The organism is Achromobacter sp. UBA5777 (assembly GCF_002418565.1).
Lineage (GTDB): Bacteria > Pseudomonadota > Gammaproteobacteria > Burkholderiales > Burkholderiaceae_B > Achromobacter > Achromobacter animicus.
This window is the reverse complement of record NZ_DIEJ01000117.1, coordinates 24,302-39,878: the sequence shown is the minus strand read 5'-3', so window position 1 is coordinate 39,878 and position 15,577 is coordinate 24,302. Positions and strand designations below refer to the sequence as shown.

At 64.3% G+C, this 15,577-nt stretch carries 11 protein-coding genes; 5 read left to right on the top strand and 6 right to left on the bottom strand.

The window, feature by feature from the left end; all coding sequences use genetic code 11:
• Entirely contained in the window at positions 1-999 is a 999-nt protein-coding gene (locus tag B3446_RS08885) for a Bug family tripartite tricarboxylate transporter substrate binding protein (protein ID WP_291379908.1), read from the bottom strand.
• Between the two features lie 242 nt (positions 1,000-1,241).
• Between B3446_RS08885 and B3446_RS08880 the strand changes: the two genes are divergently transcribed.
• Together B3446_RS08880 and B3446_RS08875 are read left to right on the top strand one after the other, a co-directional pair.
• The gene (locus B3446_RS08880) at positions 1,242-2,213 is read left to right on the top strand and encodes a bifunctional helix-turn-helix transcriptional regulator/GNAT family N-acetyltransferase (protein WP_349680025.1); all 972 of its coding nucleotides are present in this window, start codon (positions 1,242-1,244) and stop codon (positions 2,211-2,213) included.
• A 6-nt stretch (positions 2,214-2,219) separates the two neighbouring features.
• Entirely contained in the window at positions 2,220-3,101 is an 882-nt protein-coding gene (locus B3446_RS08875) for a DMT family transporter (protein ID WP_291379895.1), read from the top strand.
• Between the two features lie 44 nt (positions 3,102-3,145).
• Here the strand turns inward: B3446_RS08875 and B3446_RS08870 are convergent, their stop codons facing one another.
• The 3 genes from B3446_RS08870 to msuE all read right to left on the bottom strand — a co-directional run bounded on the left by B3446_RS08870 (position 3,146) and on the right by msuE (position 5,876).
• Positions 3,146-4,174 carry a methionine synthase gene (locus B3446_RS08870; RefSeq protein WP_291379892.1) on the bottom strand — a complete coding sequence of 343 codons (1,029 nt, stop codon included), beginning with the start codon at positions 4,172-4,174 and terminating at the stop codon, positions 3,146-3,148.
• A gap of 23 nt (positions 4,175-4,197) precedes the next feature.
• The gene (locus tag B3446_RS08865; RefSeq protein WP_279975817.1) at positions 4,198-5,184 is read right to left on the bottom strand and encodes a DUF1852 domain-containing protein; all 987 of its coding nucleotides are present in this window, start codon (positions 5,182-5,184) and stop codon (positions 4,198-4,200) included.
• A gap of 110 nt (positions 5,185-5,294) precedes the next feature.
• Positions 5,295-5,876, bottom strand: coding sequence for an FMN reductase (msuE, locus tag B3446_RS08860; RefSeq protein WP_291379889.1), 582 nt, complete (start codon positions 5,874-5,876; stop codon positions 5,295-5,297).
• 172 nt (positions 5,877-6,048) lie between these two features.
• Between msuE and B3446_RS08855 the strand changes: the two genes are divergently transcribed.
• The 3 genes from B3446_RS08855 to B3446_RS08845 all read left to right on the top strand — a co-directional run bounded on the left by B3446_RS08855 (position 6,049) and on the right by B3446_RS08845 (position 8,347).
• The gene (locus B3446_RS08855; protein WP_291379887.1) at positions 6,049-6,978 is read left to right on the top strand and encodes a LysR family transcriptional regulator; all 930 of its coding nucleotides are present in this window, start codon (positions 6,049-6,051) and stop codon (positions 6,976-6,978) included.
• Positions 6,979-7,038: 60 nt separating this feature from the next.
• A complete protein-coding gene (locus tag B3446_RS08850; RefSeq protein ID WP_191576340.1) occupies positions 7,039-7,506 on the top strand; it encodes a hypothetical protein in 468 nt (155 codons plus the stop codon).
• A gap of 157 nt (positions 7,507-7,663) precedes the next feature.
• Positions 7,664-8,347, top strand: a complete 684-nt coding sequence (locus B3446_RS08845; RefSeq protein WP_291379884.1) for a response regulator transcription factor — start codon at positions 7,664-7,666, stop codon at positions 8,345-8,347.
• A 1-nt stretch (position 8,348) separates the two neighbouring features.
• Here B3446_RS08845 and B3446_RS08840 read toward each other — a convergent pair whose 3' ends face one another.
• Positions 8,349-13,808 carry an AAA family ATPase gene (locus tag B3446_RS08840; RefSeq protein ID WP_291379882.1) on the bottom strand — a complete coding sequence of 1,820 codons (5,460 nt, stop codon included), beginning with the start codon at positions 13,806-13,808 and terminating at the stop codon, positions 8,349-8,351.
• 125 nt (positions 13,809-13,933) lie between these two features.
• Positions 13,934-15,541, bottom strand: a complete 1,608-nt coding sequence (locus B3446_RS08835; RefSeq protein WP_191576343.1) for an MFS transporter — start codon at positions 15,539-15,541, stop codon at positions 13,934-13,936.
• Between the last annotated feature and the right edge of the window lie 36 nt (positions 15,542-15,577).

Sequence of the window (15,577 nt, the reverse complement as noted above, 5' to 3'; positions counted from 1 at the left end):
TCAATCGATACGCGCACCCGACACCCGCACGACCTCGCCCCACTTCTGCACCTCGGCGTCCACCAGTGTCACGAATTGCTTGCGATCCGTGAGCTGCGGAATCACCAGGCCGACGGCGCCCAGCTTTTCCTGAATGGCGGGCGACTGCATGGCGGTGCGGGTGGCCTCGAACAGTTGCTGGAACACCGGCGCCGGCACGCCCGCCGGGGCTGACAGGCCAAACCAGTATTCGGAGGAGAAACCGGGATAGCCGCTCTCGGCCACGGTGGGCGTGTCGGGATAGGTGGGATTGCGTTGGGGGCTGCCAATGGCCAGCGCGCGCAGCTTGCCGGCGCGCACGTGCGGCAGCGCGGTGTCCTGATTGACGAACAGCACATCGACGCGGCCCGCGAGCACATCGTTGATCGCGGCCGAGCCTCCGTTATACGGCACGTGCATGATGTCCAGCTTGGCGCGCTGCTTGAGCATTTCCATGCCCAGGTGACCGGTGGTCCCGTTTCCCGACGAAGCGTAGGAGTACTTGCCGGGCTCTTTTTGCACCAGCGCTACGAACTCGGCCAGCGTCTTGGCCGGAAAGCCGGGCGCGGTCACCAGCACGTCGGCGCCGAAGGCCAGGATCGCGATCTGGTCGAGTTGATCGAGTTTGTAGGGCAGCTTGCTGTAGAGGCCCTGGTTGGTGGCGATGCCCACGCCCGACACCAGCAGCGTGTGGCCGTCGGGCCGAGCCTGCGTCACATAGGCAGTGCCGATGTTGCTGTTGGCGCCGCCCTTGTTCTCGACCACGATGGTGCTCTTGAGCGCCTTGCCCATCTCTGCGGCGAGCAGGCGGCCGATGAAGTCGGTGCCCCCGCCAGCGGGGAACGGCACAACCAGGCTGATCGGCTTGTCGCCCGGGAAGTCGGCAGCCTGGACTGGCGCGGCGGTCATGCCCAGCGCCAACCCGGCGATCAGCGCCGGCGCCATCAACTTCAAGAACGTGCTGCGAACGGACGATGCCATCCCTGCCTTGCGGCATGCTTTTCCCACGGCGTGCATGGTGTGATTCCCTTGAGTGTTATGAAGCGAGCTTTGAATTGCAGGGAAAAATTAGCACGCGGATTTGAAGCGCCAGTAATCACAAATGCCCGCTGATTTGAGAGATTCTTGTTATTACGGGTTATCCCGGCGTGTCAATCTGCTTGACAGGTTTGGTTGTATTGCACAACATGGTCGTTGTGTAATACAACTTAATGGGATACGCCATGCAGATGCCCGCCAAATCGATAGACGAGATCCGAGCCGCGTCGCGCACGATCGTGCGCGAGCTGGGCTTCATGCGGCCTACCTTGGCGGGCACCGCCTACTCCGCTTCAGCTGTGCACGCGTTGCTGGAAATCGATGCCCAGGGCATGGTGGCGGCGGCCCACCTGGTCAGCGCGCTTGGTCTGGAGAAATCCAGTGTCAGTCGCATGCTGTCCAAACTCATCGCCGCGGGCGAGATTGCCGAGTCGGCCACGCCGGAGGATGCGCGACTGAAGCAACTGACGCTGACCGGCAAGGGCAAGGCGTTGGTCAAGCGTATCCACGCCTACGGACGGAATCAGGTCACCACGGCGATGGCGCACCTGAATCCCTCGCAACAGCAGGCGGTCGCGCAAGGGTTGTCGGAGTACGCCAGAGCGCTCAAGGCCAGCCACGGGACGCAGTCATCGGCCGCGCTGGATACGGTGCAGATCGTGTCGGGATATCGACCCGGTCTGGTGGGACGCGTGGCCGAGATGCATGCGGCCTTCTATTCAAAGCACTCGGGCTTTGGCCAATTCTTCGAAAGCCAGGTGGCCACGGGGATTGCCGAGTTTACGGGGCGGCTCGGCGAGCCGTGCAATGGGGTGTGGACGGCGATCCAGAACGACCGGATTGTGGGCTCCATCGCCATAGACGGCCAAGACCTCGGCAACAACCAGGCGCATCTGCGCTGGTTCATCCTGGATGACGGATGCCGCGGCGGCGGGATCGGCCGAAAGCTGATCGGAACTGCCCTGGATTTCTGTGACCGGTTCGGTTTTCCCGAGTGTCAGTTGTGGACCTTCAAGGGCCTCGATGCAGCGCGCAAGTTGTATGAGTCCGTGGGCTTCAAGCTCGTGCACGAGGAAGACGGCCAACAGTGGGGAAGCATCGTCACAGAGCAGCAATTCACCAGGATTAAACCCGCGTCCAGCCACCAACCTGGGTGAACTTCCATGCGGACCGAGCTCAACGCGATCGCTGCCGCGGCGGCGGTGGGGGTGCTCGTTGGCGCGGCGATGGTTTCCACAAGCGTGGTGTCCAGTGCCGTCTCGCCCGCCACTCTGGCGTTTCTGCGCTATCTGATCGGAGCCGCAGTCCTGCTGCTGCCGATCGGTTCGGCCGCACGAACACCCTTCAGGGTCAAGGATGCCGCGGCCATCACCGCGCTGGGCATTTTTCAGTTCGCGGTATTGGTGCTATTGCTCAACCATGCGCTGCTGACAGTGTCGGCAACCGTGTGCGCGCTTGTGTTTGCCACGATGCCGCTGGTGACGATGTGTCTTGCGGTGCTCACAGGCAAGGAGCCATTTAGTGGCCGAGGCCTGGTTGGCGTGTGCATCGCGATGGCCGGGGTTGCATATCTGCTGCTGACGCCTTCCGAGTCCTCGGCCGACATGGCGAACAGCAGCTGGGGCGTGTTGGCGTTGGTATCGGCCACCATCGTCGGCGCCGTGACGAGCATTCTGTACGCGCCATACCTGCGCCGCTATCCGGCGCTTGCGACCTGCCGGCTGGCGATGGTTTCGGCGGTCGTGTTCCTGTTGGGATTCTGCGTCCTCACGTCGCAGCCGCTGATTCCCGCGCTGAATCGGCTGGAATGGGCCAACGTCGCGTTCCTTGGGCTATCGAGCGGTCTGGGCTATTTTTGCTGGTTGTGGGCGCTGGGCAAGCTGGCGGCAAGCAAGGTCACCGCCTTCCAAGCCCTTGGCCCGGTGACCGCCGCGATTATCGAGGCGATCCTGTCGCAACGGCTTCCGCCGATGGCGGTGTTGGTCGCCCTCGTGATGGTCGCCGCGGGCTTGGTCATTGCAACACGCAGGCCGAAGGCGAACTGATCGGAGGTTGCCAGGCACCGCCCAGCCGCTTGCCGCCTGCGACGTCAGGCGGCAAGTTCCCGGCGAATGATCTCCGCACCCGCGCTCAGCGCATTCAACTTGCCCTTCGCCACGGCACGCGGCAACGGCGCCATGCCGCAGTTGGTGCACGGATACAGCTTGTCGACGTCCACGAACTTGAGTGCCGTGCGCAGTGTGTTGGCGACTTCTTCCGGCGTTTCGACGGCGTGATTGGCCACGTCGATGGCGCCGACCATCACCTTCTTGCCGCGAATCAGTTCGATCAGGTCGATGGGCACGTGCGAGTTATGGCATTCCAGCGAGACGATGTCGATGCTGGACTTCTGCAGCTTGGGGAACGATTCCTCGTACTGGCGCCATTCCGAACCCAGCGTCTTCTTCCAGTCGGTATTGGCCTTGATGCCGTAGCCGTAGCAGATGTGCACGGCGGTTTCGCACTTCAGGCCTTCGATGGCGCGTTCCAGCGTCGCGACGCCCCAGTCGTTCACTTCGTCGAAGAAGACGTTGAACGCAGGTTCGTCGAACTGGATGATGTCGACGCCAGCGGCTTCGAGTTCGCGGGCTTCCTGGTTCAGGATCTTCGCGAATTCCCAGGCCAGCTTTTCGCGGCTCTTGTAGTGGGCGTCGTACAGAGTGTCGATCATGGTCATGGGACCGGGCAGCGCCCACTTGATCGGCTGCTTGGTCTGCCGGCGCAGGAACTTGGCGTCTTCGACGAAGACGGGCTTCTGGCGGCTGACGGCGCCGACGACGGTGGGCACGCTGGCGTCGTAGCGGTCGCGGATGCGGACGGTTTCGCGCTTTTCGAAGTCAACGCCGTCCAGATGCTCGATGAACGTGGTGACGAAGTGCTGACGCGTCTGCTCGCCATCGCTGACGATGTCGATGCCGGCCAGTTCCTGTTCCTTCAGCGCGAGGATCAGGGCGTCCTGCTTGCCTTCGATCAGTTGTTCGTCTTGCAGGCTCCAGGGCGACCAGAGCTTTTCGGGCTGGGCAAGCCAGGAGGGTTTGGGCAGGCTGCCGGCGGTCGAGGTGGGCAAAAGCTTTTTCATGGCGGGTGTCCGTCTGTGATCGTTTATTGGTGGGAGTGGCTGGCAGCCCATTGATCAAGCACGTGCTTGTACGGCTTGATGAAGTGCGCCTCCGCAAACTTGCCCTGTTTGACGGCCAGCTGGCTGCGTTCGACGCGGTCGTACACGATCTGCGTCAGCGAGTAATCCTGGTTCTTCAGGCTGGGTTGGTAGCGCTTCCCGGCCGCGGAATTGGCGTTGTAGATTTCCGGGCGGTAGATGCGCTGGAAGGCTTCCATCGTGCTGATGGTGCCGATGAGCTCAAGATTGGTGTAGGCGCCCAGCAGGTCGTCTTGGAAGTAAAACGCCAACGGCGCAACACTGTTCGGCGGCATGAAGTAGCGAACTTGCAGCCCCATCTTCTCGAAGTACTGGTCGGTCGGCGAGAATTCGCTTTGCTGATACTCCACGCCCAGGATCGGGTGGTGGTTGTCGGTGCGGTGATAGGTCTTGCTGCTGGAGACGCTGATGCAGATGACCGGCGGCTTCTTGAAGTTCGCCTTGTAGGCCTCGGATTCAACGAAGTGCTTGAACAGCTTGCCGTGCAGGTCGCCGAAGTCGTCCGGCGTGCTGAACGTGGATTTGTTGTCGTTGTATTCGGGCAGCAACACGCTGAAGTCGTAGTCGCGCACGTAGGACGAGAAGTTGTTCCCGACGATGCCGTCGATGCGGTTGCCGGTCTTCTTGTCGACGATGTTGGTCTTCAGCACCTCGATCAGCGGAAACGCATTGGCATTGCCGTTTGCGCCCAGCGTCATCTCGGCGGTGATGATGTCGAGCTCGACGGCGTAACGATCGCCCGTGGGGTTGTCCCAATGCGCCAGGTCATTGAAACGGCTGTCGATCATCTTCAGCGTGTTGCGCAGATTCTGCTCGCGGCTTTCGCCTCGGGCCAGATTGGCGAAGTTGGTCGTGATGCGCGTGCTGTCCGACGGCTGATAGTTTTCATCGAAGCGTAGGCTTTTGATGCTGAAGGTGAAGTCTTTGTTCATGATGGTCGGATGCAAAAGTGCTGCGATTAGCGTGAATTCGGGGTGAACGGGGCCGGCGTTTTCGGAGCCGCTTCTGTGCGGCTTGCTGTGAAAGCGGCTGGGCCTGGACGTCAGGCCGCGATGGCTTCCACGGCCGCGGCGGCTCGCATCTGCCGGGTCAGTTCGACCAGCGGCAGTGCACGTTGGACGGCCAGTCCGGCACGCTCGATCAGCGCGTCGTTCTTAAGCCGGTAGTCGACGAAGTCCTCGTCGGTGGCGTAGATGCCCAGCGGCAGCGTGCGCGCCTGAAAGAAGCTGAACAACGGCCGCAACTGGTGGTCGATGATCAGCGCATGGCGTTGGCTGCCGCCGGTGGCGGCCAGGAGGACCGGCTTGTCGATCAGCGCGTCCTGATGAATGAAATCGAAGAAATGCTTGAACAGGCCGGTGTAAGAGCCGCGATAGACGGGCGTTGCCACCACCAGGACATCGGCTTGCTCCACGGCGGCCAACTCGCGCTCGACCGTGTCGGGCAAGTTCGAGCGCCACGTCGCGCCGGCAAGCTGCGGGGCGATCCGGCCCATTTCGACCAGCCGGGGTTCGCAGGGGATTTCGTTGGCGATCAGCGTCAGCAGTTCCTCCGCCAGGGCGGTGGTCCTGGAGGGACGTTGCATGCCGCCGGAGACGGCGACCAAGCGTAGGGGGTGTGTCATCTTTGCTTCCATGGAGCCAATCGGCACGGAGGGGGTCGACTTGCCATGGAACATGCGTGTTGATCGGGTCAACGTGCGGAACACAGCGGCAAACAAGAACGCAATGCTAAATATCAAAATCCATGACGTAAAATGGTTTTATTTCACAAATCCATGAATCTAGATCATAAGAATGCTTGAACGTATCCATCTGAGCATCGTCCAGCAGGTCGAAAAGCAAGGTTCGTTGACGGCCGCCGCTGGCGTGCTGAACCTGACCCAGTCGGCGCTGAGCCACAGCATGAAGAAGCTGGAGGTGCAGCTCGGCACCGATATCTGGCTGCGCGAAGGAAGACGATTGCGCCTGACGCAGGCCGGCCAATATCTGCTGGCGGTGGCGAACCGGGTGCTGCCGCAGCTGGACCTGGCCGAGGAGCGGCTGGGCCAGTTCGCCCAGGGCGAACGCGGTGCGCTGCGCATCGGCATGGAATGTCACCCCTGCTATCAGTGGCTGCTGAAGGTGGTGGCGCCGTATCTGGCGGCGTGGCCGGATGTGGATGTGGACGTCAAACAGAAGTTCCAGTTCGGCGGCATTGGCGCGCTCTTCGGCTACGAGATCGACCTGTTGGTCACGCCCGATCCGCTGTTCAAGCCGGGCCTGAAGTTCGAACCGGTGTTCGATTACGAGCAGGTGCTGGTTGTCGCCAAGGGGCATCCGCTGGCGTCGGTTACCTACGTCAAGCCCGAGCAGCTGACGCAGGAAGTGCTCATCAGCTATCCCGTCGATATCGAACGGCTGGACATCTACAACCAGTTCCTCTTGAAGGCCGGCGTCACGCCCAAGCGGCACAAGGCGATCGAAACCACAGACATCATGTTGCAGATGGTGGCCAGCGGCCGCGGCGTGGCCGCGCTGCCGCGCTGGCTGGTCGAGGAGTACGCGATCAAGATGGATCTGGTGCCGGTGCGGTTGGGACCACGCGGTATTCCCAAACAGATCTTCCTGGGGTCGCGCGAGGCGGACGACGCCCTGGATTACCAGCGGGCGTTTATCGAGATGGCGCGACAACCCGCCACTGCGAAGGCCACCGATGCCGCGACTGCCACGACGCCGGACGTCTAACGGGGACGCATAAGCGGGTATGCTTGGCATCCCCAACATCTCCCCAAGGAGTCTGTTTCCATGCCGTCACTCAAGCACGGTTTCCTGGCCCTCGCGATTCTGGCCCTCAGCGGTTGCGCCATGCAGCCTGCCGCGCCTAACGACATTGAGATTGCGGCCCAGAAGTTGGTGGGCCAACCGGCCAAGAACGCGTTCAAGCTGTTTGGCAAGCCGGATCAGGGCATGGGTCCATCGTCCTATGGCAGCGGCGGTTTCTACGCGTGGAATCGCGTGCAGACCCACACCACGGACGAGAAGGTGTTCGTGCAGACCGGCGTCGAATACGTCGGGCAGCGGACCACCTCGGTCACCATCGGTGGTCAGGGCGTGAGCGGCCAGATGCCGGTGAGCAGTGAACCGGTCTATCGCAAGGTGGGCTACACGGAAAACCGCACGGTGATCGATTACTTCTGCAGCATCACGCTGTTCACCGACAAGAACGACATCATCGAGCACGCCAGCGTGATCGATTGCAATAAGAAGAAGTAAGACCCCTGGCGGGATATCTGCATGGCGGCTCCGGCCGCCCGCAGATAAAGGGGACAAATCTCAACGCTTAAACTCGCAGCATTTGTATCTGGTGGCTGCCCTATGAGGCATGCGACGCAAGCAAGCATTGCGCCGCGCCCCGCAAGGAGTCATAGCGTTGAACATTCAAAAATCCGGCGCACCCTCTGCGATTGTGTACATCGTGGACGATCACGCCGAGGTCAGCGACTCGCTGTTTCGCTTGCTGTCGTCCATCGGGATCTACGCCGAAACCTTCGACTCGATCAGCGCCTTTCAGGCGGCGGCGCGGCCGCCGGTGCCTTCCTGTCTGATTCTGGATCTGCAATTGTCGGATGGCGACGGTCTGGCGTTGCAGGCGCGCATGCGCGAACTGGGCGATCACATTCCCATCGTGGTGGTCACTGGCTTTGGCGACATCCGGCAGACGGTCAAGGCCATGAAGGCCGGCGCGATCGATTTCCTGGAAAAGCCGATTTCCGAGCAGCGGCTGCTGGATTCCGTGCACCGCGCACTGGAGTCGGACGTCGCGCGTCGCGCAAAGGAGCAGGAGTTCGAAAAGGTCATGGCGCTTTATCGCTCGTTGACCGCGCGCGAGCAGCAGGTGATCGAGTTGATCGCGTCCGGCTGCTTGAACAAGGAAGTCGCCGAGCAGCTGGGGATCAGCGAAGTGACGGTCAAGGCGCACCGGGCCAGCGCGTACCGGAAGATGCAGGCGCGCAGCTTTGCCCAGCTGGTGCAGATGATCATGAAGGTCAACCCGCGCGTGGCCGCGCACGCGCCGGCCTCGCGCGACGAAGCCGAGGCGGGCGACGGCGAATGACTCAAGCCTGCGCGGGCAGCGAAAAGTAGAACACCGCGCCCGCCGGGCTGTTGGGCCGCGCCCACATCTGGCCGTGATGCAACTGGATGATCTCGCGGCAGATGGCAAGACCCATTCCCAGGCCCTTGGTCTTGGTGGTGAAAAAGGGGTCGAACAGTTTCTTCACCGACGCCGCGTCGATGCCGCTGCCGGTATCCAGCACCTCCACAAGCACTTCGTCGTCTGAGGCAAGCCGGGTGACGACAGTCAGTTGCCGCGCAGAGGGCTCGTGCTTCATGGCGTCGACCGCGTTGACATACAGGTTGAGCAGAACCTGCTGCAGCTGAACGCGGTCTCCGGATGTGAGCAGATCTCCATCAGCCAGATCCAGGATTACTTGGACGTCGCTGCAATCGAGTTCGCTGCGCAGCAGCGACAGCGTTTCCTTCACCAGCCCGTTCAGTTCGATCGGACCGAAGGCCGCCGGGGCCTTTTTGATCAGCGCACGCACACCCGAGATGATCGAGCCGGCGCGTTGGCCGCTGCGCACGATGCGCCGCAAGGACTCGGCGACTTCTTCGGTATTGGGCGGCGTGCGCGCAATCCAGTTCAGCGCGGCCTGCGCTTCGGTCAGCACTGCCGACACCGGCTGGCTGACATCGTGCGCAATGGATGCCGTCATCGAGCTGACGGTGGTCATGCGCGTGACGTGCGCGAGATCCGATTGGATCTGCTGCATCTTGGCTTCTGCCGCCTTGCGTTCGGACAGGTCCAGGACGAACGACACGCCCTGGTTGTCGTCGGCCGCGAACCGGGCGGAGCCCAGCAGCACGGGCACGCGGCGGCCATCCTTGCGGATCAGTTCGGTCTCGACCGGCTCGGCGGTCTCGCGCAGCAACAGTTCATCCAGCGACACCGCGCCGCTGCGCGACACCAGTGCCGTCCATCGCAGCCGGCCCGCGCCGACGTCCTCGCGGTCGTAGCCGGTCATGGACAGGAACAGGTCATTGGCTTCCAGCACTTGGCCGTCGTCGCGCCAGAACCAGATGCCGATGATGTTGGCTTCGACCAACCGCTGTATGCGGGCCTCGCGGTGCGCCAGATCGCGGTACAGGCGCGCGCGTTCGATGGCAATGGCGGCTTGCGACGCCAGCAGGCGCAGCACGGCGGTCCGGTGCGGCGCGAATACGCCGCGCGCCAGGGTGTTTTCCAGGTACAGCACGCCGATGGATTTGGACTGCGTCGTCAACGACAGGCACAACACGGACGGCAGCCGCGCGGCGCGCACGTACGGGTCGCCGGTGAATGCGCCCGTCATCCACGCGTCGTCGAGGACGATGGTCTCGCCGGTCCGCCAGCCGTAGTTCACGATCTGCTGCGGCAGGCCGGCTTCGTCGAGCGGTTGGGGGCGCTGGCTGATCGTCACGGAATCACCGGATGTGGTCGCGATCGCGCGGGCATACAGTTCGCCGTCGGAATGCAGGACAAGCACGCCGCGCGTCGCACCCGCTTGTTCCAGCGCGATCTTCATCAGCTTGTCGAGCAAGGTCTGCAGATCCAGCGCGCTGGCCAGCGCGCGGGAGATGTCGATGACGGTGCCCAGATCCAGGCTTTCCACCGGGGTTTCGATGGTGGAGCCCTGCGCGGCGCTGCGGCGGTCCACGAAAAGCGTGGGATACAAAGCATCGATCTGCCTGACCTTGCCCGACGCGCCCCAGTGCTGGTAACACGCGCGTGCATGTTGCAGATACGTGTGCGCGATGCGCTGCTGGCCGCGGCTCTCGAAGAAGCGCGCGGCGCATTCATTGGCCAGCCCCTCGACATGCACGAGGCCGTGATCGCTGGCGCAACGGATGGCGTCGTCGTAGCGTTGCATCGCGTCCAGCACATTGCCGTTCAGCCGCGCGACTTCGGCGTCGATCAGCATCTGCTGGCTCTGGAAGTTGGACGGGCTGGACGCGGCCCACGGACGCAGCTTCTCAAGGTGGGCCTTTACGGCGGCCAGCGCCGCGGCGCGTTCCGACGGACACTTTGGCACGGGACACCAGGCGCGGGCCAACGCGGAATAGAAGTGGAATTCCATCTCCTCGATGAACGCCAGCGACGTCCAGACGAACGCGGAGGCTTCCTGGCTGGCGCGCACGGCGCTGGTGAAATCACCGGCGAACACCCGGGCCTGAAGCTTGCGCAGGTAGTGCCAGCAGGCCGTGACGTTCCGGCCGGGCTCGGCCTGAATCTTCCGTTCGAATTCGGCCTCGCTGAAACCGGCGTCGTCGAGCGTGCCGAATTGGGTCGTGAGGCCCTGCAGCATTTTGGCCAGCTGAAGCTGCGACGTATATCGGTCCAGGACTTCAAGACCCGCCTTGCGTGCGAAGGCGAGGCCGCGGCTGGCGTCGGCGCGGATGGTGTTCAGCGCGCCGCCGGTGGCCAGCATGTGCGTGACCAGGCTGTTCAGCGCGAAGGACGCATAGGTCCAGTCGCCCTGCAGGCTGGCCAGTTCGAAGGCGGTTTGCAGCAGGTCGCGCGCCTGGCTGACGGGCTGCGACCACGGCACGATCTGTCCGCCGAACACCTGATAGACCCGCGCGCTGAAACGGACCTGTCCGCGCTGCTGGATCAGGTCGACGCCCAGCTTGCCGAAGGCGTAGCCGTCTGCGTAGTCGCCGGTGCGCGCGGCCAGGATCATGCCCAGCCACGCGTAACCCAGGCTGGACGCATCCGTATTGCCATGGCGCAGGCTCAGGTTGGCCATGCGCAGAATGACGCGCTCGCGCAGATTCGCAAAGAGCGTCCAGGCCGGAGGCAGCAGCGCGGTCAGAACGCCCATCGTGCCTTCCGCGTCGGCGTCCTGCATCTCAGGTAGGCCGAGCAGGGCAGCCGCAGGCCGGCCGTCGCGCAGCGCATTGAACTCGGCGTACTCGCTGGATACGACTTCATCGGACGGGCTAGCCGTCCAGTCGATGCCGGCGCGGCGCAGGTAGTGCAGCCCGGCGTCAATGGCCTCGTGCCGCTCGCCCAGCGCCATGAACACTTCAACGCGCAACTGTGTCACGCGGGCCAGTTCCGGCAATGGCCCTTCGCGCTCTCCCAGCCGGGCCAGCCGATGCTTGGCGCTTGCCACCGCGCCCCTGCGGAACTCGCATTCGGCGCGAGTGATCTCGATGGTGAAGGCCAGCGCCGGTTGATGCTGCCTGCCGTCGTCGGACAGGAACGCCGAGGCGGCCTCCAGATATCGGATGGCCGCGGAATAGTCGGCGGTGTCCTTGGCCAGCGCGCCGGCCAGGGCGTTCAGATGAGCAAGCCGGACGCGTTCTTCCTGGCTGTGCACCAGTTGCCATGCCCGGTTGAACTGGTCGACCAGTTCAAATGCCTGCGCCTTCAGTTGTTCGGGTTCGAGGTCCTGCGCGAGCCGCCGGCCGATCGCCAGGTGCGTGGCCGCGCGCTGCCGTTCGGGAATCAGCGCATAGCTGGCCGCCTGCACGCGGTCGTGCGGAAAGCGGTACACGTCGCCGGTCCGGAACACGAGGCTCTGCCGCTCGCATTCACGCATGGCGGTGGCAACGTCGAGTCGCGGCCAGTCCAGCGCGAGCGCAAGCTTGTCGAGCGACGTGTCGTGTCCCAGGCACGCCATGTGTTGAATGGCTTCGCGGCTGTCCGCCGGCAACCTCTCGACCTGCTGGATGATGATGCCGACCACGTTGTCGGTGTACGCCTGTTCGCGGATGGCGTCCGCATCCCAGATCCAGCGCTGGCGGCGCGGGTCGTAGTGCAGCAGTCCCTCGGCCGTAAGCGTGGCCAGGAAGCGAAGCATGAAGCAGGGATTGCCGGCCGTCTTGGCCTGCACCAGGCTGACCAGCGGATCGATCCACGGCGACTTGCTTTGCAGCGCATCGGCGATCAGGCGGGCGGAATCGCGCTCGTGCAGGTTGGTGAGCGCGATCTCGGTCAGGGGAATCGTATTGGCGCGCAGGCTGTCGATGAAGGCGGTGAGCGCGTGGCGCGCCGTCATGTCTTCGGCGCGGTACACGCCCACGACCAGGATGTTCTGAAGATCCATCTGCGCCAGCTGTTCGATGACGCGCAGCGTGGCGGCGTCGGTCGACTGCAGGTCGTCCAGGAACAGGATCAGCGGATGGCCTGGCGACGAGAACGCGCAGAACAGATGCTGAAAGGCCAGGCGCAACCGCGCCTTGGCGTCGCCTTCGGCCAGCAGGCCCGACGCGTCCGGCACGATCATCGCCAGTTCGGGAATCAACGCGAGCAGGCTGTCGCCGCCGGCGGAAACCACCACGCGCAGCTTTTCGCGCCACTCGCCCAGATCGCTTTCGTTCTTGGCAAGCACGGCCTGAAGCAGGCCTCGCGCCGCCTCGACCAGCGCAGCGTAGGGACCGGCGTGGCTGTGGGGATCGCCCTTGCCCTTGGCGAGCAGGGTGTATTGGCTGCCGACGACGCGATGCAGCTCTTCGATGAGGATGGACTTGCCGACACCCGGTTCGCCGGAAATCAGCACCACTTCGGCGCGGCCGGATCCCGCCACCCGGCCCATGGCGCCGAGCAGGATGTCCAGCTCGGTGCCCCGGCCGTACAGCGTGGCCGGCACGCGCACACGCCCCGGGTGATCGTAGCGGCCCAGCACGAAGTCCGGCGCGGCGTCGGGGCCGGCCGTCAGCGTGGTCAGGCAGCACTGCAGATCCGCGGCAAGCCCTTCTGCCGTCTGATACCGGTCGTCCGCCGATTTCTCAAGCAGCTTCATGACGATGGCCGAGAGCTCGGCGCAGATGCCGGGGTCGCGTTCGGCGGGCGCCACGGGTACACGCGCCGTATGGCTGTGCAGCCAGGTCAGCGCCGATTCGGCTTGGAACGGAAGCTCGCCGGTCAAGGCTTCATAGAAGACGACGCCCAGCGAATACAGATCGGACCGCGCGTCGGCGCGGTGGCCGGAGCGGCCGGACTGTTCGGGGGCCATGTAGGCCGGGGTGCCGACGATGTCGCCCGGCGTTGAGGCGGGCGCCGTCTGATAGGCGCCGAGCGGCGTGGAAAATGAAAAGCCGGTCAGGTGAGCGGCCGCGTCCTGCTCGTTGAACAGAATGTGCGCCGGCTTGAGATTCCGATGGATCAGCCCGGCGTTGTGCATCTTGCCCAGCGACATCGCCACCGCGATGGCGAAGCGGAGAAATGCCGGGGCGGGCATTGCCCGCGAGTGGTGCGTGGCCAGCGGTTGTCCGCCGGGATCCTGCAGATACAGGACGGTGGAGCCGCCGACGCGCGCCAGCTCGGTCGGCACGGCCGCCCAGCCCGGATGCAGGTAGTCGCGCAGGCCGTATTCCTGTTCCAGCAGGTGCCGCGCGCATTCCGAGCTGTCGTTCGGCCTGAGCCAGACGGCCAGCTTCGAGGCGCCGCGCCCGAAGACCCGGTCGCCATCCACCCACAGAACCTCGAAGCGGGCTCCGTTGACTGCCTCGAAGCGAGGAGCGCTATCCATGTCACACCTAAGCCGCGGCCTGTCGGCGCGCGGCATCAAAATCCCTGTCGGCGCAATTCTAGTCAGGAATCATGCTTCGCTTGTAACGGTGTGTGCGGGCAGCGCCGGTCTCATCCTGCTGCCCGTTATTGCGGGATGGGGGCGACGAAGTGCGACACCCGCGGCGGCGTGTCGCCGATGTGGAAGGCGCGCACTTCCGCCTGCTGGTCCTCGTCGGCGTGGGTGACACGCTCGTGCTGGCGCAGGTGCTCCAGCCACGACATCACCAGGAAGTATTCAAGGTAGCGGCCGGGCTGGGCGGCGTCTTCAAAAATGCCCCACGCATACGCGCCGTCGCGGCGGCGTTCGGCGCCGGCATGCTGCATGGCCTGCACGAAGTCCGCGCCGCGTGCCGGATCGATCAGGTATTCCACGGTAATCATCACCGGGCCGCGATCATGCGTGACGTGCTGGCCGATCAGGGGCTCGGGCCAGTGCATCGACGGCGCGAGGTCCAGGTCGGCGCCCAGTTGCAGCTTGGCCTTGCGGGTCAGCAGCATCGCCACGACGGAGCCCGCGGCCGCGATCAGCAGGGCCGTGGGAACGCCGGCGCGTACGGCCGTCTGTCCCCAGATCATGCTGCCGGCGGTCATCGAGCCGAAGAACACCGTGACGAAGATCGCCAGCCCGCGTGCGCGCACCCAGTCGGGCAGCGCCACCTGGGCGGACACATTGAGCGAGGTCAGCACCATGATCCACGACGCGCCCGCCAGAAAGCTGAACGCACCGGCGACGACGGGATGCGGGATCACCGCAAAGACCACCAATGTGAGCGCCGTGCCCAGCGTGCCGGCCATGACGCTGCGGTCAGGACCGAGCTTCTTGCGCAGCGGCGGCAGCACAATGGCGCCGATCACCGCACCGGCGCCGACGCAGCCCAGGATGATGCCGTACAGCAAGGCGCCGCCCTGCAGCACCTGCCGCACGATCACCGGCAGCAAGGCCCAGTAGGCGCTGGCAAACAGGAAGAACGCGACGGCGCGGACCAGCGTGGATTTCAGCGGCTTGCTGTGCAGTGCAAAGCGCAGGCCGGCACGCATGGCATGAAACAGCTGCTCGCGCGGCAGGCGCTTCTCGGCGGCGACCGGCGGCTTCCACCAGATCAGTGCGGCCACAACCACGATGAAGCTGACCGCGTTCACAAAGAACGGAATCGCCACGCCCAGGCTGGTGATCAGCACGCCGGCCAGCGCCGGACCAATGGCGCGGCTGACGTTGATGCCCACGCTGTTGGTGGCGATGGCCTGCTGCAGCGACGGACGCGGCACCAGGCTGGGGACGATGGCCTGCCAGGCCGGCGCCGACAACGCCGTGCCGATGCCCATCAGCAGCGTGAAGCCCAGCAGCACCCACGGCGTGGTCAGCCCAAACCAGACCACCAGGCCCAACGCCAGGGCGATAAAGCCCATCGCGATCTGCACCATCAACAGCAGCTTACGGCGGTCCATCGTGTCGGCCAGCGCGCCGGCCAGGAGCGACAGCAGGAACACGGGCAAGGCGCCCGCGGTCTGCACCAGCGCCACGAACATCGGCGACGGCGACAGCGACGTCATGAGCCATCCGGCGCCCACGTCGTGCATCCAGGTGCCGATGTTCGACAAGACGGTTGCGACCCAGATCACCGTGAAGGCGGAATAGGCGAAGGGAGAGGAAGGCGGGGCTGGGTCAGCGGGTCGGATGTCGGCGGTCGTCATGGCGGGCAGGCTGCGGAAGAAAGCAAAAAGGCCCGC